This is a genomic window from Vibrio sp. JPW-9-11-11 (genome assembly GCF_013369335.1).
GTDB lineage: Bacteria > Pseudomonadota > Gammaproteobacteria > Enterobacterales > Vibrionaceae > Vibrio.
The window spans coordinates 150,063-170,110 of record NZ_SZQJ01000009.1 but is presented as its reverse complement, the minus strand read 5'-3'; the positions used below and the strand labels follow the sequence as shown (position 1 = coordinate 170,110).

Here is a 20,048-nt window from a genome sequence, read left to right as displayed (position 1 = left end):
ATTAATCGATGCCTCTCAGCTCTCGCACGCCGAATTGGGTTTCCAGTAAGTCACTACTGCGTATCGATAGGTAACTCTTTTCTAGGTCTGCCGGAACAATGTTGACATCGCCAATTTTTTGCGCCATCTCCAGTCTAAGTACATCGCGCATTCTCAATGCCACCACCACGCTGTATTGCTTATCGTCTGCGTCTTGCGCATCTTGGTCTTCACTGCCATCAATAACTTGCAGTACCCGCGCCCCGCTAATGATCACGCGACTAGTTAAACCGCCAATATCCTCGTAGCCATTTTCGAGCAAGTTTGATTCTGATGATGTGGTAGAAACAAAGCTCACTTTATCACCGGCAAACAGCGATTGAGTTTGGACAATGCCTACGCCTGACACGTGATAGAAATATGGTAATTCGCCATCATTCATCGACAAAAACATATAATCCCTATCTCCTGGATTGGATATGTCATCTTGATTGAGGTAGCTACCTGTTACTAAATCTTTTCTTAGTAGCGCCCCTGGTTCAATATGAAGAGCACCACTCTCTGTATAATTATATCCGGCGAGTTCTGAGGCCTTAACTAACTTATTTTGGTATAGTTCTTCAGACAAAAACGTGCCCTTAGCAACATCTAATCCAAGAACAGACACATATACTGACGGCTCTTCGTCAACCTTAATCGCCTTCGGTTCATCTTGTTCATTAAAATATTCACCACCAAAAAAATACATGGTAGAAAATATAGATAAAGCAATAAGAAGAATAACAAAAATTCTATTCATAACTGGAGCTAGCTTAAAGTAAAACAAAGGGGCTAACGCCCCTTAATTATAAGGTGAGACTATCGATATCATTTCTCTTAGACTAGATATTATTAGCCTTCTTCGCCCGTTGCTTCACCGCTAGGTGGTGCCATTTTTTCAGTAACTACCCCTAAAGCGTCTGTAAATGTTTTTTCAAATCCTGCGCTATTGAACGCTCCCAATACTGCAGTGGCCATAACCACAGCAATAATTGCATATTCCACCGCTGTCACACCGCGAATGTCATCTTTAAATTTTCTTTTAAGCCCAGCGAGCTTAGCTAGAGTTTTGTAGTACATAATGTTCCTATAGAGTTTTTGGCCGAAGCCGAATGAATGTTTCACGTGCTATTTAACCAGTCAGTAATCTACAACTCCAATTAAGAGTTTTTATAAGCGCATAATGTTTTTTTATTTATCTAGATAACGGATTCTTATATAGCCATTAACTTTTTATTATTGCTAAGCTTCTCATCATTAAATATCATTTAAGAAATGAACATAAATTTATTAATAGCTATATCATTGCTATCGGTTAACGCTTACTTAGCCACTAAAGCCAGCATCAGTGATTATCAATCACGAACGATATCTAACCAGATATGTAAACTACTATTTATTGTGAATCTGCTTGGCGCACTGTACTTCAGTTATTTTCTCGACGCGCTGTTTAGCACAGGAATTTGCTTTATTGTATTAATTGGGTTGTGGCTTTTAAATGTGATTGGTGCAGGAGATATAAAGCTGCTGTGCGCGTTTTCTGTTGGGATTGAACCAAGCTTGATCACTTTTTACCTGGTTTCAATTGGCCTACTGGGAGGAGCTCAGGTCTTGATAATGGGCTTAGTCAGTTTGCTAAGCGGCAAGAATCGTTTCAAAATGGGCATCCCTTACGGCATACCCATTTCGATAAGTGGCATTGTGTTTGTAATGCTTTCTTTTTTAGCCGCTTAACTAAGCGTTAATAGAGACTAGCATTGAAGAGTTTGAACAAGAAGCGCGTGAGTTTTGGCACAGCTCGAACATATCTTGAATCTTACTTTTGACCCCCAACTCTTCTAGTTCCTGAGACACCTCATCGCTACACCACACATACATATTGGCCTTTTGATCAACAAAACGCTTGCGACAATCTAAGTTTCTCAGCGACCATTCTGGAAATATCAGCAACGTGCCGTTGGTTTCCAGTTCGTGCTTAATCAGACGCGACGAATTGGTCGATACCCAACTGGTCACCATTGAGGTATCTATACCATATTGCTTTAGCATATCTTGAACATAAGCACGGCTAAGCGTGTGGCAATAGACCACGCGCTGCGGATAACACTCATTGGGATCCATCATATGGGCATGCGCAATCGCGTAGTTAACTGTATTGAGCTGGTACGACCGCCCATTTATATCAGAGGCAACCCTGTCGATTGAGAAAATAAGATCATAATCATTAACATTTAAACTCTTACAACTGGCGAAACTGGTAATGGATAAATCTGTGTTATGCAGTGCTCGAAACTCGTTAATTATTTTGTCGACAGTTTCTGGACAAAAAGATTCAGCAATGGCTATCTTAAATTGACCGCGTAGCTCTACATTCTCTAAATCCTCAAACAACTGTTCATACATAGACATGGTTTGATCAGCATACTCCAGTAGCACCTGACCATGTTTTGTCAGTACAAACCCTTCTTTTCTATCGAAAATACTTGCCCCTATCGTATTTTCAATCTTTTTAATGTGCTGAGATACCGCCGGCTGGGTCATAAATAGAGACTCAGCCGCTGCAGTAAAACTCTTGTGTTTAGCCACCTGCGAAAACGTTCTTAAATATTTTACGTCGATACATCTATTGACGGTTTTCATTGTCGAAATTACCTCGATGTTGCGGTTTTTTAATTATTTTTTTCGTTATCTAAAAAAAACAGCGTCAAAGTAGCAATTGTCTCACATAGATTCAAAAAAACATTATTTATGGAGCTATAAAGAGTTGTTATGCAACTTGCATGAGTAACGCAAACAAGCGTAGCTACAATTAAGTTACATTTTTTTGCTGCCGGCGATGATCAGACTGGAAGAGAGAGATTAGAATATCTGCTCTATCGCAGATAAACTTTAGCATTAGAACTATTGATATTTCGCGCAATTACCAACCAGCTTGTAACAATTTGGTAATATATATCATTTCAACCATACCAAATGGTAAAGTTTTCTTTCCATACACCTAAATTTAACCGCACAATTTTTAACCAAATGTAAAGTGTTTTTTATTATGTTTTGTTATTTACATCACGCTGCCGATGTTAAAGAGAGTGCATATAAAGTCGAGGGCTTGTTTTGAGTTACATTTTTGAACGGAGTGAGTGATAGAACACTCACCCCACTCTACATGTAAATTATTATTTACGCCTTACCGCTATCCAAACGAGTAAACAGAGAGCAAGCAACGAGTTGCTCCCTCCAGACCCCTCGTCTTGACTAGGCGTAACCACAACCTGGGTTGCATCCGTGTTGGTATTAAGTTCAATTTGGTAGCGCCCTTGCTGTTCATTACCATTTTCATCCAAGACTTTATAAGACAAGGTGTCGCGGCGGTGCTTATCACTACCATTTGGGGCGATGTAAACAATGGTGTTTCCTTCAACTCTGGCCTGCCCGTATTGCGGTAAATCAATAAGCTCAAGCGAGACAATATTTGCCGTTAGATCGGGTGACAATGTTAATTTAGCTCCATATGTCGCCGTAATGATGGTTTGCTTGGGTACGCCTGAAGACTTAACAATGGTAAACGCGTATTCTCGTCGAGTGACTTGCCCTTGGTTATCATCTACCGATGCCTCTAAAACAATACGGCTTCCAACGCGTGCCGCCGATGGCACAATAAACGTTAAAGACGGCGTGTTCACCCCCGTTAGATTTAGCTGCGCTCCAGAAACTTGTCGCCAATGGATCGATAGGTGGGGTGAATCCACGTCATTAAGTTGCGTCAATGAAAGTGTGACGTTGTCACTAGGGGCAATAAGATTTGCACTCGAAACAAGGCTATAAGTAGGCGCATCATTAATTGATTTGATATCAACCACAACATGAGCGTAATCGGTAACGGTGCCACCAGTGGAAACCAAACGATAGGTAAACTCATCATGACCGCTCTTGTCTCTTTGCGGGTAATACACGTCGCCCACTACTCGCCCTAGCTTAGGCTTTTGACCTATTTCAACGCGATATCGCTTACCTTCGACTAAACCTAAATCGTTTTCGGTGAGCGTCAGTTTTAGTGGAACATCTTCATTGGTACGATAATAATCGTCTACTGTCACTTCGGTTGCGGCAACTTGGGTCTCAAACAGCGCAGCAAACGGAAAGTTTCGACTAAAACCATCTTGTAAGCCATGGGTCGTGTAATCGCTTAGCGAACCAAAGTATTGGGGTTTGCGCACGCCATCGCCTAGATAGGCGTCTAGGAACTGGGTTGAGTATTCTGCCGTTCCATTCTCTATCTCTAAAACCAGAAAATGATTCCCCCTGTCTAGCGAAACTGGACGGTCCAACAAGACTTGTCCACCATTCTCTGGCGCCACACCGCGACCCAATACCTCAACCGCATCTTGATCGACCAAAGCTCGGCCAAAGCGTACCCGATAAGGGTATTTAAGCAGCCTGTAGAACATCGGCATCGCGACCGTGGTGGGTTTTGCGTAGAACTGAAAACCAACCAGTTGCTGGGATTCCTGTACCACATTCACCGAGAAGCCCAACACATTGGTGTTCAACTGATAACTTGGATACGTTCGGCTTAACGAAGTCACCCATGCTGATTGGTTGTGACTGTCTGGTATCGTCAAGGTAAAAGAGGCGCTGTCACTTACACTCTCAATGTTAGAGAGTTCAATGCTCGTCTCCCTGCCTGCGGTGATACTGGTTAATGAAGGTGATGTACCATCATTGAGCAAGGTGACATTTTCACGGCCCGGAAAGACATCGCCTGTGTCACCAGATGAACGACCGCTTTCTAACCAGCCGTCGGCATCCGCTTCGAGCACTTGCACCTGCATGGGACCATCGCTATTAAAGTGATTATCAATGTTCACGGCTGTTGCGAGTAAGCCTTCGCCGCGCAGCGCGCGGTCGTAACCCGTTTTTCGACGATTTTCAACGTAGAGTCTTGGACCGAATTGCTTGAGATAAGGGTCTAGGTAGATAACACTTTCACCTTTGGTGGTTTTTAAATCTACAACACCTGTTTGAGTTAAGACTCGCGGCTCGATAAAACCCGCCGCCTCTTTACTCCATGCCAACATATTCACAGGAGTTTGCCCTGAATAAAGGTCGCCGGCTTTTCGGCCCCAACTACCACCGCCCATTAATCCCCAGTGTCCGATAGAGCCATCATGTTTGTAGGAGTAGAGATCAGGCAAGCCAAGCATTAAGTGACCCAGTTCGTGGGCGATCACTCCCATGGTTGACTGGTGATCGTGTTGATAGTCGGCAAACAAACAGTAGGCACTGATACGCTTGCCATCAATGGTCACCGTTGAGTGGGCGTACTTATGGGGCCAAATAGTGGGGGTTTTGTTGGTGCCACTCGACTTATCATTACCTGCAAACACGAACATAACCGACAGCTCAGAAGGTTCAATACTGCCATTGTTGTCGTTGTCGTACTTGGCGAGATCTAAGTCGCCATCGAGCGCGGTGTAAGCTTTTTTAAATACATCGTTAAGTTTTGTTTGGCAGCGACTGTCCGTTTTCGAATGACAGTTTGGATGCGCCACACTTAAACTGACATCGATAATGCCATCGTTTTTGGTTCCTTGGGTCTCTTGCGCGGGGATAACTTTGTACTTACCGTAGCTATTTTTTAAAAAGTAGTCTTGAACGCTTTGCTGATTTTGACCAAATATCGTGTCCGCGAAGTCGTTCTCAATACTCACGTCAGTAAAACTGACTTGTACCACTAGCAGCGGCTGCTCGACCACACTACTGCTGGCATTTAGCGATCGCGAGAATCGTCGCCCTTCTAGCATCGACGAGTGATTAGGGTTTGTGTTCGCTCGCGGTTCTGCATCGTCAATGGATGAATGAACAGGCGTAATTTTCACTCGTTCACTGTTTGACTGGGTCGGAGGCGTTGTGTTACTGGTAGCCAGAACCCCTGTGGACTTGATAGCACCGCCATCTTTACTAGCGTCATATTCGGCGTAATACCACTGCTGGTCTTTGCCCTGGATATAAAGTGTACCTTGTTGATCCTGATACCAAAAAAGATCTTCAGATCCCATCAAGCGTAACTCTTTAAAGCTACCGTCTGAAAGTGTCATCGAAAGCCAGCTAGGGGCTGGAGGTGTGGTGGAATGGGCTGAAACCGATGCCAAGGTGGCAATGATGCCCAAATAGAGTGTTCTGATCCTCATTGTCATTTCCGTCGTGATACGCAGGAGAGAAACAATGCATCATCATCTCCTGCCAATTAAAGAGGAACGACTCTATCAACTTGCTTGTATATCAACCAATCAAGTTTTGTTCTAATCAAATAAATAAACGTTATATTATCAATAGCTTATAACAAAACCTAATCTTCACATAACAGTCACTTATAGCCAAAGCTTGTGACCTGGTTTAATTGGCTTTAGTCTCCAGTTGCTCATCAAGGTTAAGTACGGTCAACGCATTGCTCACACTGGTGGCAATGACATCAATAACACCCGTTCTCAATGCACCAAGTAAGGCAAGGGGTTTACTGTTCTCCGCAGCGATCGCAATGACCTGGGAGATAGGTCTAAACTCTTCAAGACCGAGCCCAATCACTCGGTCACTCATTACGGTAATAGCGGATTGACCGTGGATATCAAAGAAATCGTAGCCAGCAAAATCCCCCACCACGCCTTGTTGCATACGTGATTGGACCACTTCGTCAGCGGTAAACCAACCAAGATCAACCATATAACTGTTCTCACTCATATCACCGATACCAACCAGCGCGACATCCGCTTTTCTCGCCAGATCGAGCGTTTGTTTGACAGTTTCATTCTGCATAAAGGCAAGCTTTTGTTCACGATTCTCCGCATAAGCAGGGGCATAAAGCGTTTCCGAGGACCCGCCATAGCTCTTAGCAAACTGGCGACAAATATGGTCGGCGTTATACATCCCCCCGCGTGGGTGAATGCCTCCAATACCGCAGACAAATTTGACGTCTTTTTGCGGAATTACACCAGTGTGATGGGCAACCGCCGAAACATTACGCCCTTGCCCGACTGTGACCACGGTGCCGTTTTGCAACGTGCTCGCCATATACTTGGAGACTAAACCGGCCACTTGCTGACGTTGCTGCTCTTCATCAGGTTGATCTAAAGCCACTAGTGCACGTTTCACCCCGAAACGCTCAACCAAGCGTTGCTCGATTTTGGCGCTGAACACCGGATGGTACTTAACCGTGATCTCGACAATACCTTCATCTCGCGCTTGCTTGAGCATTCGACCCACTTTGGCTCGTGAGACAGCAAACTTCTTCGATATCTCTTCTTGAGTGGCACCGTCTTGATAATAGGCAACCGCAATCTCAGTCAATAAGTCTGTACTATCGTCGGAGATGTCGTTTTGGTTTTTGTTCATGTTTCATCAACTCTTTGTCTGTCTAGCAGGTTACATCTGCTCACCGTGATAGCATATGTCATCACGCCCACCTTGCCAACATTTGCTCACGAGCATGACAAATTCTCAGCGTAAATTTTCACGAACAGGCGTCTGCTCTCGCCCCTTGTCCCAGCTAGCAAACGTTTAGTTATACTCTCTCTGTTTTGGACGTTGAAAAATACTTGATACAAGTCATCAGAAACTCATTTCTACGATTGACTTTCTCGCCGGTTCAGATAATTATGAACCCATCATTTACTCAACGTTAGAGCAAATGTTCACAACAAATGCTCAGACGCTGAAAAATTCCGGTTTACTGATTCTTTGAGCCATTCAACGCCTCAGTAACCTCGCTTGCAAATGCACTATGCACGTCTACAGTTTTCACGTGCAGCCCATTAAATAGGATGATCGAAATGAGCAACAAATTAGAGCAACTTCGTAAACTAACGACGGTAGTAGCAGATACTGGTGAAATTGATGCAATCAAAAAATACCAACCGGAAGACGCAACAACTAACCCATCTCTAATCCTTAAGGCAGCTCAGATCGAAGAGTATGCGCCTCTTATCGATGCTTCAATTGAATACGCTAAAGCACAGAGCTCTGACAAAGCGCAACAAGTCCAAGACACTTGTGACATGCTAGCGGTAAACATCGGTAAAGAAATCCTAAAAACTATCCCTGGCCGTATCTCTACTGAAGTAGACGCTCGTCTGTCTTACGATATGGAAGGCAGCGTAGCGAAAGCACGTCAACTAGTAAAAATGTACAACGATGCGGGCATCACTAACGACCGTATCCTGATCAAACTGGCTTCTACCTGGGAAGGTATCCGCGCAGCAGAAATCCTAGAGAAAGAAGGCATCAACTGTAACCTGACTCTACTATTCTCTTTCGCTCAGGCTCGTGCTTGTGCTGAAGCTGGTGTGTTCCTAATCTCGCCATTCGTGGGTCGTATCATGGACTGGTACAAAGCGAAAGAAGGTCGTGATTTCGAAGCCGCTGAAGACCCAGGTGTACTATCAGTAACTAAGATCTACAACTACTACAAAGAGTACGGCTACAACACAGTCGTTATGGGCGCAAGCTTCCGTAACATCGGCGAGATTCTAGAGCTTGCGGGTTGTGACCGTCTAACTATCGCTCCTGCTCTTCTTGCCGAGCTAGAAGCAGCAGAAGGTGAAGTCGTAGAAAAACTGGTTGACTCGAAAGGCGCAGCAGAGCGTCCGGCTCCAATGACTCACTCTGAGTTCCTATGGGAACACAACCAAGACCCAATGGCGGTAGAGAAGCTTGCAGAAGGTATCCGCAACTTCGCTGTAGACCAAGGCAAACTTGAAGCAATGATTGAAGCCAAGCTTTAATCAACAGAATTTACAGAGGGGAACGTTTGCGTTCCCCTCTTCACATCTTTTAAGCAACAATCTATTAATCGGTATTTATTATGGATCGCAAACATCTAGCTAATGCTATTCGTGCACTAAGTATGGACGGTGTACAACAAGCAAACTCTGGTCACCCAGGCGCCCCTATGGGTATGGCTGACATCGCTGAAGTTCTTTGGCGCTCTCACTTAAACCACAACCCAGCTAACCCAGAGTGGGCTGACCGCGACCGTTTTGTGCTTTCAAACGGCCACGGTTCTATGCTGATTTACTCTCTATTGCACCTTGCTGGCTATGAGCTATCAATCGACGATCTGAAAAACTTCCGTCAACTACATTCTAAAACTCCAGGTCACCCAGAGTACGGTTACGCGCCGGGTATCGAAACGACAACGGGTCCTCTAGGTCAAGGCATCACTAACGCTGTTGGTATGGCGCTGGCAGAGAAAACGTTAGCAGCGCAGTTCAACAAACCTGGCCACGACATCGTAGACCACTTCACTTATGCATTTATGGGTGATGGCTGTCTGATGGAAGGTATCTCTCACGAAGCATGTTCTCTAGCGGGTACGCTAGGTCTTGGTAAGCTGATCGCGTTCTGGGATGACAACGGTATTTCTATCGATGGTCACGTTGAAGGCTGGTTCTCTGACGATACACCTAAGCGTTTCGAAGCGTACGGCTGGCATGTTATCCCAGCGGTAGATGGTCACGATCCAGAAGCGATCAACGCGGCTATCATCGCGGCGAAAGCTGACCCTCGCCCTACCCTGATTTGTACTAAAACAATCATCGGTTTCGGTTCACCAAACAAGTCGGGTTCACACGACTGTCACGGTGCACCACTAGGCGCTGAAGAAATTGCAGCGACACGTAAAGAACTTGGTTGGGAGCACGGTCCTTTTGAAATTCCGCAAGATGTCTACGCGCAATGGGACGCGAAAGAAGCAGGCGCAGCTAAGGAAGCAGCGTGGAACGAGAAACTTGCAGCTTATGAAGCAGCATATCCAGAGCTTGCAGCAGAATTCAAACGCCGCGTAAACGGTGAGCTACCTGCCGAATGGGAAGAGAAAGCAAACGCAATCATTGCTGATCTTCAAGCTAACCCAGCCAACATTGCATCACGTAAAGCGTCGCAAAATGCTCTAGAAGCGTTCGGTGCTATGCTACCAGAATTCCTAGGCGGCTCTGCTGACCTAGCACCTTCTAACCTAACTATGTGGTCGGGTTCGAAGTCTGTTTCTGCTGAAGATGCGTCTGGTAACTACATTCACTACGGTGTACGTGAGTTCGGTATGACAGCAATCATGAACGGTATTGCGCTACACGGTGGTTTCGTACCATACGGTGCAACCTTCCTGATGTTTATGGAATACGCTCGCAACGCAATGCGTATGGCTGCTCTGATGAAAGTTCAGAACATTCAAGTGTACACACACGACTCTATCGGTCTAGGCGAAGATGGCCCAACTCACCAACCAGTTGAGCAAATCGCTTCGCTACGTCTAACGCCTAACATGAGCACATGGCGTCCATGTGACCAGGTAGAATCGGCAGTGGCTTGGAAACTGGCAATCGAGCGTAAAGACGGCCCAACGTCGCTAATCTTCTCTCGTCAAAACCTTGCACAGCAAGAGCGTGATGCAGAGCAACTAGCGAACATTGCTAAGGGTGGTTACATCCTAAAAGATTGCGCTGGCAAGCCAGAGCTAATCCTTATCGCAACAGGTTCAGAAGTTGAACTTGCGGTAGAAGCAGCAGCACAGCTAACAGCAGAAGGTAAGCAAGTACGCGTTGTTTCAATGCCATCAACAGATGCATTCGACAAGCAAGATGCGGATTACCGCGAAGCAGTACTGCCATCAGACGTAACGGCTCGTATCGCTATCGAAGCGGGTATTGCTGACTTCTGGTACAAGTACGTTGGCTTCGGTGGCAAGATCATCGGTATGACAACATTCGGTGAATCTGCACCTGCAGGTGAACTATTCAAGATGTTCGGCTTCACCACTGAAAACGTTGTGAAAACAGCGAAAGAGCTTATCGCTTAACTGTTGATTCAGCTCGCACAGTCAAGCCCCTGTGATGAAAAGGGGTTTTAAAAATAACCCCACTTGAAAAAGTGGGGTTTGTTTTTACATCAACAACGATGTCTGATAGCGCTTGATTATTTCTCTGGTGTTAAGGTGTATTTAGTGATCAGCGCATTTTCACCAAAAGACTCATCGATACGCTGTCTAAACTCCGCAAGTGTGACCGACTTCGTCATCGCATCAATATCCTTCAATGCCTCAACTCCATAATCATGTACTAGATAGCGCGCATAAAACCATGTTCGCTCGACGGTATCATCTGCCAGTGGTGCCAATGCGACGTTAAGCTGCTTAGCCACGAGATCGAGATCGTCTTGTGTTACCTTATTCAGCAAGCCTTGAACGACTTTTTCTGTCGCTTGGTCAATGCCATCTATATCGCTTGGGTTCACTTGTGCCTCAATTAACCAATCCGTCATCGCTTCACTGTCTTGTGTCGCGCTAAAGGCGTCGGGAGCGTAATCCAAACCCAACTCTTCGCGTACATAATCAGTGAGACGCTTCGCGATCAAACGCTGCACCATATCATCGATAAACGCAGTTCGTACGCTGGTCGCTGAAGCACTAGGGTTCGTCGCGCGTAGAAGATAGAGGCTACTTTGCTCGTTGTGAATGGGCAGATCGATACGCGCTTTTGGCTTGCGGTTCAACCCAGCATCAATTGGCACAATGTCTGTTTTAGACAATGGAATCGCCGCAATAAATTGCGTAAGTAGCGGCTCTACTTCGGCAGAAGTAAGATCACCCACAATCACCAACTTGTTGTTACGGTTAACCGCAAATAGCTGTTGATAGACTTCAGCTATCTGTTGCTCGGTCACCATAGACAATTCTGGCGCCGTGGTTAAACGATGGTAACTATCTGGCAAATAGATGTTTTTATTTATCGCCGAGCCCCATTTTCCGACCGGGGTCATCAGGTAATTTTGCAGATCTTCAATCTGCTCGCGTTTGACCACTTCCAATTGGCGAGGGTCAATGTTCGCATAACGCACTGCGTTATAAACCACATTGAGCGAGTCCATCAACTTTGGCTTAGTCGTTGCGACTTCTAGCCCATGATGGGTATAGCCAACAAAGGGATAAACTTCAATCGCTTCTCGCGTCAAATACGCATCAAACTCACTGCCGTTAAAGTCACCCACACCGCTGCGGCCAATCACTGATCCCGCCAAACTTTGCGCTGCGTGAAGGTCGCTTTCTAGCGCACTCGAACCACCACGGCTAATGTACACCATTTGCACATACTCACCCGCGCTATCATCGGCTTCAAGCCAAACCTCTACCCCATTTGATAGTGTCCAGACAGTAAACCCCTGCTGCTGACTTTTACTGACAATATCACCGGCGACTGTGGGCGCTTCTAACTGTGCGACAGGACTGCCCAAGGCAATAGGCTTAACGCCAGGCTTTGCAAACTGCGCTTTCAACGCTGGAAGGTTATTCTCTAGGCGTGTTACCGCTTGGCTGTCCTCACCTGCTAAGATAAATGCCGCGTCGCTGGATAATATTTGTTGGATTTGTTGATTCAATCTTTCTTGGGTTGCCAGTTGCAATAACTGCTCCAAGCTACGCTGATAATCACGCTTTGACTGATTGGCGACGCTCATGGTTTGACTCGCCACCATGCTCTCGACCAGATCGATGCTAGTTTGATTCTGCCAGTTGTAGTCTAAGTTTTCTAACCGCTGACGATAAGTACTTAACGCGGTGTCTCGCTCTTGTTCACTGACACCAAAGTCACGTAATGCCGCTAAAGTTGAGGCCAACATTTGCTGCGCTTCGGCACGTTCAGATTCGGCAAACGCGACATACATACTGCTGTATCGACGATAGTTAATATAATCACTCGTGACTGACAATCCTTGCAATGGAATTGCCGCACTATTAAATGCTGAATCCAAACGATTGAAAATCAAAGTTTGCGCCAACTGATCCAACCAAGTATCTAACAGCTGTTGGCGATGCTTAATGACAGAGCTGCCTCTATCGACCATCAGCGCAATACTTGGTGAATCATACTCTCCCACTTTACCGACATAATCACTTGGCGTTAACGTGATTGGGGCTTTTTGGTTGGTAGGGACATCATTCGCAGGTTGCCAACTCGCAAACTGCTTTTCAATTATCGCCTTAGCCTCATTGACGCTGATGTCGCCACTAATGATAATCTCACTGTATTGGGGATGATACCAAGTTTGGTAAAACTCGCGGATGCTTTCAGCGGTCGCATTGCTCACCGAATTCATCGTACCGACAGGGTCCATATCGGCGAGTAGCGTACCCGCGATCAAGTCGTCATAGTACTTATCGGCAAACGAACGATTTTCTGGTCGATTGCGACGAATTTCACCTTGAATAACGCCTATCTCTTTCGCGATTTCCACAGGGTCTAAGTTAAGACCGTCTGCAATGTCTCGCATCCACACCATTGCGGTCGACAATTGCCCCTTATCGGGCAGGTCAAGCTCATACACGGTCTCATAATAAGAGGTATAGGCATTGATATCAGAGCCGAAGGTCAATCCAGCTTGTTCAAACATATTGACCACGCTTTGGCTTGATAGATTTTTCGAACCATTAAACGCCATATGCTCTAAGAAATGGGCGTAACCACGTTGTTGCTGTGTCTCTTGGGCAGAGCCAATATGGAACAACAAGCGCACAGAAACAGGCTCACTTTCCTCAATGGGATAGATATGAAAACGCATGCCATTGTCGAGTTGACCAGATACCCAATCTGGGTCTTGTTCAATGGGTGTTTCAATCTTGGGCTGGCTACAGCCTACTAATATAAATAAGAATAAAATGAATACTTTACGCATGGCCATACTACTTTGTTATTGGTCTGCGCCCAAATATACAACAAGACTATCTTTGTGGTTATTGATTTCGTTCTAGACAGGGAAAAATCTGGTTGAATGTTGCAGATCTGATACCCACGGCATAAGATCTTCTAGGAGACTAACGAATCATCTAGAGGCCCCCGATGAGCGGCTGCGACAACCAAAACCTGACCACCCTCACTTTGACTGATACTCAGCTTGAACAACAGCACGCCTTCGCAATGCAAGCGAAAGCACTCTCCCATCCGGTGCGGGTTCGTATCGTGAAGATACTTATCGATTTAGACCAACAAGGCGGCTGTTTAAACCATGATATCGTCGGCCAGTTAGGGTTGGCTCAGTCTACTGTTTCTGAGCATCTGCGCGTATTGAAAAGTGCAGGCTTTATTAATGCGCATCAGATGCCACCTAAGGTGTGTTATCGAATCAACCAAGCTGCACTCACACAATTTAAGCAGTTATTTTCCGATGTATTCCACTGATGGCGGTCAGTCTTGGTCGGCAGGATGATTGACACCATCGTGAGTCACAATATCACCCAGTTCAAACGGATTGACGCCAGTTAAGCAGCCAACATTGTAGCCATACTCATCCGGAAACGAGCGACGCTGATGGTGAGTGTAAATACCACATACGGAGCAAAAGTAATGCTTTGCCGTTTGAGTATTGAATTGGTACAAAGTGAGCGCGTGTTCGCCTTCAAGAATTCGTATTCCATCGAGCTTCACCGACGCGACAATGGCCCCTTTTCGCCGACAAATCGAGCAATCACAACGTCGTGGTTTTTCAATCCCATTAGGCAACGAGAGTTCAAGTTTCACCGTACCACAATGGCAAGTTGCGATATGTTTTTTGTTAATCTGGGTTTCGCCTATTTGTTTGATCATAAACACTCCTTGTTTGAGCCAATTTGATACAACGAAACCTAGGCCTTATCTAAAGCTAGCGGGAATCGTTCTTCATACAGTGCCATGAAGTCGGCCCGTATCTCTTGCTCTAAATGTACCGCCTTGTCAGTGGGACAAAACAGCATAATATGAACAAATTGCTCCCCCGTTGCCCCACTCGTGATGTGGATGTGCGCTTCAGAGCCGGGTAAATCAACTCCGGCATGTTTTTCTATCATTGAGTTATAACGTTTTGCGACATCGAGAAAGTAACTCGTATGCGCCTCGATTTTTTCGTTCAACAGAGGAAGCAAAGGGTAAAGATTGACGAAGTCGCGAACAACAATCGAAAAGTTATGAAACACATAACGTTTCATAAAATTGAGGTTCTTTACTGGATAGGTAAAAAACATACTGTTGGGTAGAGTAATCGTTTTGCCTGTGTAGTGATATTGACCATGGTGAAGGTCAATCTCTTGAATCACTGTCGCCATGATATTGTGCTCAATCACCTCGCCACAGGTTTTTCCGACCTCAATCCAGTCACCAATGCGAAACGAACGAGAGCTGGCGCGCTGGATTGAACCAGTAAAACAGAGAATAATCTCTTTCGAGGCGACGACGATCGCGACTGCGATTGCGGCTACCGAAAACGCAAATTCACTGATTTCCGATTGCCACAACACAAACAGCGTCAATACAGTAATGATAAAGGTGCCGTTTTTAGTCCGTGACATCCAGTTGCGCTGCTTTTCAGACACAAACGCCACTTCACCACGTATCTTCGATAGCACTAACTTTCTTATCAGCGAAATGGTGATGATGATCAGTGCACTAAACACCAACTTATGAGTTAGAAGAAAATCAATAACGACCTGCGCTTTCTCCACTCGATACTCCTAATAGATCAATAAAAAGGGGCACTATGCCCCTTGAGTGACTTCACTTATTCTTGAATTAGATCGGGGAGCTCACCCTGTTTAAAAACAACAAATGCCCGACGGTTTAACGCATTGGATTCAAGGTCTTGTTGTTGTGTTATCGGGGCGAGTTCACCAAACGCTTTAACTTCCCATACAAATTGCGTTGGGTCTAGCTTGGTCTGCAAATAGTGTTGCACAGATTGCGCTCTTTGTGTCGCGAGCTTTTGGTTGTAACTGATCGCCCCCTGGTAGTCGGTATGCCCGGCAATCAGTACTCGTCCATTTAGGCCGCGTAAGTTGTCGGCGAACTCATCCAGCGATTGCCGGTCTAGATCGCTTAGTTGGGCATCGTCAAAAGCAAAATGGGATGTCATTGCCACATACACTTTGCGTTCTGGCTCTGGTGGCTCACAAAACGCATTTTCCTGCTGAGTTTGAGTTTGCTCGAACACAACATACGCCCGCCTGTTTTGCGCGTTGGCCTGAACAGAGGTGCCTTCAACGATAGGACGAGACTCGCCGTAGTACTTCACCTCCCAATCATAGCGAGAAGCCGCCAACTTACTTTGCATGTACGCTTTTATTGATTCCGCTCTTCGTAAAGATAGCCTTTGGTTATAGTCATCGTCACCCTGATAATCGGTATGACCGACTATCGATATCTGACCATGATATTTGCCGATACTACTGATCAACTGGTCTATCTGTTGTTGATCAGCAAGTTGTAGCTCGGCCTTGTCAAAATCAAAATGAGACGCCACCGCAATACGAATATCTCGCTCTGGGACGATACACTCTCGAATTAAAAACTTCTCGACGAGTGGATCGCCAAACTTATCCAGGTTCTCTTTGCTTACATAGGTCTCGGTTGCACACGCGCTAAGAATCAGCGAGATCAACGCTACACCATACTGTTTTAAGCCTGTCATTTCTCCATCCTCAGATCTTACCAATTAAGTTGATAAACACGCCTCTGGCATCGTAGTCATCGTCGTTCGCTAAGTTGCCGTCAAAACCTGAAAAGTTGTAACCAATTCCGACCTTAAAGTTGTCGGATAGGTGCTTGTTGACGGAAATCAACGCACCATGCTCGAGTTCATCGTTGAGTGTGTCTGTCTTCCAGTGATACTCGCCTGTGACATCCCACTCTTTAATCACGTGGTATGAAGCGCTCAAACCATATAGATTAATGTTACTTTCGACCGTTTCAAACTTGCCAGAGGCCCGCTCGAAGTCCTCTTTCTTATTTTTGTGCGCGTATTTTGCGCCCACGTCCACTTTGGCGTTCACCGAGTAAATCCCCTCGACTTCAATGATATGGGATTCTTCATTGCTGTAATCGACATCACGGTCAAGGTTATCCGTATCTGCAATGTAGGTATAACGACTTAGCAGGTTCAATCTGTCATTGTAAATTGGACGGTAAGCCAAACCAGCAGTTGCCTCCACGAAGCGCTCTAAGGTCTCGTCAGTCTCTTTACTGATTGACTTGGAATAGTTGAACTTACCAAACAAGGTATACTCTTCGGTTAAGTTTTGTGTATAGCGATTGGTGGTCACGAATTGATCAACACGACGCTTATTCACATCGACATTCTCATTGCCTTTATCGACACGATACTCAATCTTATGTTTGAGGTTAACATCATCAATATCGACATTTGCCGTGAAGGTCACCGCTTTGCGCTCAGTGACCTCTAGCTTGGTCGGGTCAATTTCGTTCTTCTTCTCGATTTCACCCTGCTGATAACCGATACCGAAGTCGACATCATCACTCATGTCATAGCCGAAACCAAATGAGTCGATCTGGCCTTTGCCGTTGTTTTCATCAACAAACTGATTTTCTTGATAGAAGTCAACATTGGAAGTTAGATCAGCGCGCTGACCGACCACAACGTTGTTGCTCCCTTCGTAGTTATCATCAACATAGGTCACGTATGTGGTGTAGTTTTCGGTAATGTCGTAGCTGGCTGTCGCCTCAGTCGCGTCCCCTCGATCGCCTGTGGTATATTGCGCACCCAGTGAGAGGTCTTCAAACACGCGAAATGCAGCACCTAGCGAAACACTGTCGTTGTCATCGTACTGATTGGTTTTGTCAACGGTCGACTGACCTTTAACGTAAACGCTGTTGTCGCTGTCCCAAATATAGTCCGCTCTTAACCCCGCTAAAGTACCCTTACCTTTTTCGTTTTCGCGATTCAGCTCATCAACCTGCTTGGCTGCAGCAGACAATTTTACGTGCTCGGTTAACTTAAACTGAGCTTCCAGTTCAGCCTGTTGGGTATCAGTCTCTTTTATGCCATCAAGCTCTGTCTCTTCAATCGACGTGTAACGAGTAGCAAAGCTCAATCGGTCAGACGCTTGGAGTCTTAGCTCGGTACCATACGACAATTGCTCTAAATCATCACTCTGGCTGGCATAACTGTAACCCGCATCTTTTGATTTATACCAGGCCTTAACATCGTTACCTACCGCGCCAAAAATGCTAGGTGCGACGTCATACAAACTAGCCACACCCTTGACCTGAATTGAGTCACCTTTACGCTCATCGAAATCTTCACCGATAGGAGTAAACGTCAAACCGCCATCAAAAGAGACAAAGTTAGAGTCGGTTTGACGGCCTTCACTATGGGCCAATTCGGCTTTGATGTAGGTCCCTTCGGTGGCGCGTAAGGTTAAATCAGCGCTGGATGATTGGTAGTCTTGACCATCACGCTCTTCGGTTGCGTAGTTAACCCCAACACCAATATAGTCGTTTAACCAGCCTTTGGCGCGGCCGCCATAGGTCAGTGAATCTTTGACCTCTGAGCCTTTTGGCACGTACTCGTAGTCAACCGCCAGATAGTTTTCAAAGCCATCGGTTGGCGTATCATCGATGACGCTACCAAAGCTATCAGAGATAATATTGCTCAGTGGACGCAATAGGATAATACGCCCTTGATACGGGTTAATTTCGTAGTCACGCCCGGACTGAAGTGGTACCTCACGCTCTGAAATCCCCGAGTCTTTATTCACTACCTTAACGTAGACTTTGTCGCTACCCGGTACGAGTTCACCATGACGTAGGAAATATAGAGAACCGCCTGTTCCTAGAAACTCATCATGAGCAAACGATGAATCAGCAGAAGCGGCAAAGCCCACAAGGTTCAGTCTATCTTCACCATATTTAGTGGTGGAACGGGTGCGATAATCCCCCTTGAAACCATACAAGCTGCGGTTGTAGTCGTTGTTGTCTGTACCCGTCAGGCCAGTATTATAGTTGCCCCATAACGCGCGAGATTTGTCGTACTCTAGGTCGAGATAGACTTTGCCTTTAGTATTGACCACCTTTTTGATATTGGCGCCATCACCGTAATCACCATAATACAGTTCATCGTCATCCTCTAAAATGTCGAAAACCGTTGAGTCCTCTGCGGCAAAAGGGTGCTTAAAGATGTCCTGTATGCGACCATTTTTGCTATCAAAATGAGTGGTTAACCTAAGTTTGTCACCAAACTTACCTTGACTGAAATAGGCGATTCGCCCCTGATTGTAAACATCATCTTGATACTGTTCATTAACCCCAAGCGCACCAGTATTACCCGTGACTTCATTTCTACCGATATACAAATCGGCCAAGCCAGCTTGTGCGTAATAAACATCAGGAATACGCACATATAACTGATAACGGCGCTCATCACCGTTATCAAATATGACCTTAGTAGGGAAAAGGTAAGCATCCGCGGGTAAAAATTGCTCGGCGTAGAGTTCACCATCTTCAACTTCAAACTCGTCGTCACCAATCACAACTTTATCGACACCCTTAAGCCCAGTTCCGATAAATTTAGCCAAACCTGAATTGGTGGGAATGTTGTGACGCATTAACTGAGCACGACCGAAGCTTCGCGCCAACTGCTCTTCACTTTGGTTACGATCGATATCGACTTCGGAATCCGGACGAACTAAATCAATCACACCGATGGTGGTGATGTCCATGTTGTCGTCGTTATCCCACGCCTTGAATCTGAACTGCAACTGATTACCGACTTCAAATGCGTAGTCGATATCGGTACTGCCATCCCAGCTGATATCAATATCGTTCGCCACCTCAGTACCTTCAATCACCTTAAGTGGTTGAGATAAACTACGATCTTCACCTCGGAAGATCTCGATTTGGTAGCGCGTCATGTAGTAGCTGTAGTTTGAGCTGACCGTAAAATTCACCGAATCCGATAGCTTACCCTGCGCCACTTCCAGTTCATCACCAACACTGACATCCAGAACCGGTTCAAAACGGGTGATATCACGGCTGGCCCAAATCGCACCTTCGTCAAGGTAGATGCGTGAGCTATCTTCTTGCTGATGAACCTCCACCTCGATACCGGTGGTATCGGTATCAAGCTTTTGCAACTGACTGGTATCTTTTGCCACTGTCATTATTGGAATCGCAGCTAAAATACTCACTGCTATACGTGTCATCTTGAATTTTTTCATAACTCATCCACCA

At 45.7% G+C, this 20,048-nt stretch carries 14 protein-coding genes; 4 read left to right on the top strand and 10 right to left on the bottom strand.

The features are described 5' to 3' along the window. Nucleotide 1 precedes the first annotated feature (1 nt). Both FCU94_RS13085 and FCU94_RS13080 read right to left on the bottom strand, forming a co-directional pair. Complete coding sequence (locus FCU94_RS13085; RefSeq protein ID WP_176288959.1) at nucleotides 2-778, bottom strand: pilus assembly protein CpaB; 777 nt, start codon at nucleotides 776-778, stop codon at nucleotides 2-4. A gap of 92 nt (nucleotides 779-870) precedes the next feature. After that, on the bottom strand, nucleotides 871-1,098 hold the full coding sequence (locus FCU94_RS13080) for a Flp family type IVb pilin (RefSeq protein ID WP_176288958.1): 228 nt from the start codon (nucleotides 1,096-1,098) through the stop codon (nucleotides 871-873). Between the two features lie 195 nt (nucleotides 1,099-1,293). Here FCU94_RS13080 and FCU94_RS13075 point away from each other — a divergent pair, with 195 nt between their 5' ends. Next, nucleotides 1,294-1,752 carry a prepilin peptidase gene (locus tag FCU94_RS13075; RefSeq protein ID WP_176288957.1) on the top strand — a complete coding sequence of 153 codons (459 nt, stop codon included), beginning with the start codon at nucleotides 1,294-1,296 and terminating at the stop codon, nucleotides 1,750-1,752. Here FCU94_RS13075 and FCU94_RS13070 read toward each other — a convergent pair whose 3' ends face one another. The 3 genes from FCU94_RS13070 to FCU94_RS13060 all read right to left on the bottom strand — a co-directional run bounded on the left by FCU94_RS13070 (nucleotide 1,753) and on the right by FCU94_RS13060 (nucleotide 7,404). Then, a complete protein-coding gene (locus FCU94_RS13070; RefSeq protein WP_176288956.1) occupies nucleotides 1,753-2,658 on the bottom strand; it encodes a LysR family transcriptional regulator in 906 nt (301 codons plus the stop codon). Between the two features lie 533 nt (nucleotides 2,659-3,191). After that, the gene (locus FCU94_RS13065) at nucleotides 3,192-6,206 is read right to left on the bottom strand and encodes a M6 family metalloprotease domain-containing protein (RefSeq protein WP_176288955.1); all 3,015 of its coding nucleotides are present in this window, start codon (nucleotides 6,204-6,206) and stop codon (nucleotides 3,192-3,194) included. A 205-nt stretch (nucleotides 6,207-6,411) separates the two neighbouring features. Continuing rightward, nucleotides 6,412-7,404 (bottom strand): sugar-binding transcriptional regulator, encoded by a 993-nt coding sequence (locus FCU94_RS13060; protein ID WP_176288954.1) that lies wholly within the window; start codon nucleotides 7,402-7,404, stop codon nucleotides 6,412-6,414. Nucleotides 7,405-7,841: 437 nt separating this feature from the next. On the opposite strand from FCU94_RS13060, the gene tal reads away from it, so the two are divergent. Both tal and tkt read left to right on the top strand, forming a co-directional pair. Next, nucleotides 7,842-8,792, top strand: a complete 951-nt coding sequence (gene tal, locus FCU94_RS13055) for a transaldolase (RefSeq protein WP_176288953.1) — start codon at nucleotides 7,842-7,844, stop codon at nucleotides 8,790-8,792. An 80-nt stretch (nucleotides 8,793-8,872) separates the two neighbouring features. Then, the gene (gene tkt, locus FCU94_RS13050; protein ID WP_176288952.1) at nucleotides 8,873-10,864 is read left to right on the top strand and encodes a transketolase; all 1,992 of its coding nucleotides are present in this window, start codon (nucleotides 8,873-8,875) and stop codon (nucleotides 10,862-10,864) included. Nucleotides 10,865-10,980: 116 nt separating this feature from the next. Here tkt and FCU94_RS13045 read toward each other — a convergent pair whose 3' ends face one another. Further along, a complete protein-coding gene (locus FCU94_RS13045) occupies nucleotides 10,981-13,731 on the bottom strand; it encodes a M16 family metallopeptidase (protein WP_176288951.1) in 2,751 nt (916 codons plus the stop codon). Nucleotides 13,732-13,895: 164 nt separating this feature from the next. On the opposite strand from FCU94_RS13045, the gene FCU94_RS13040 reads away from it, so the two are divergent. Further along, nucleotides 13,896-14,234 (top strand): ArsR/SmtB family transcription factor, encoded by a 339-nt coding sequence (locus tag FCU94_RS13040; RefSeq protein WP_176288950.1) that lies wholly within the window; start codon nucleotides 13,896-13,898, stop codon nucleotides 14,232-14,234. 6 nt (nucleotides 14,235-14,240) lie between these two features. Here FCU94_RS13040 and FCU94_RS13035 read toward each other — a convergent pair whose 3' ends face one another. From FCU94_RS13035 to FCU94_RS13020, 4 genes are read right to left on the bottom strand one after another with little or no spacing between them, the layout of a single operon-like run. Next, nucleotides 14,241-14,639, bottom strand: a complete 399-nt coding sequence (locus FCU94_RS13035; protein WP_176288949.1) for a GFA family protein — start codon at nucleotides 14,637-14,639, stop codon at nucleotides 14,241-14,243. 38 nt (nucleotides 14,640-14,677) lie between these two features. Then, nucleotides 14,678-15,529 carry a mechanosensitive ion channel domain-containing protein gene (locus FCU94_RS13030; RefSeq protein WP_176288948.1) on the bottom strand — a complete coding sequence of 284 codons (852 nt, stop codon included), beginning with the start codon at nucleotides 15,527-15,529 and terminating at the stop codon, nucleotides 14,678-14,680. 56 nt (nucleotides 15,530-15,585) lie between these two features. Next, nucleotides 15,586-16,491: an OmpA family protein gene (locus FCU94_RS13025; RefSeq protein WP_176288947.1), complete on the bottom strand. Its 906-nt coding sequence runs from the start codon at nucleotides 16,489-16,491 to the stop codon at nucleotides 15,586-15,588. A 10-nt stretch (nucleotides 16,492-16,501) separates the two neighbouring features. Beyond that, complete coding sequence (locus FCU94_RS13020; protein ID WP_176288946.1) at nucleotides 16,502-20,035, bottom strand: hypothetical protein; 3,534 nt, start codon at nucleotides 20,033-20,035, stop codon at nucleotides 16,502-16,504. Between the last annotated feature and the right edge of the window lie 13 nt (nucleotides 20,036-20,048).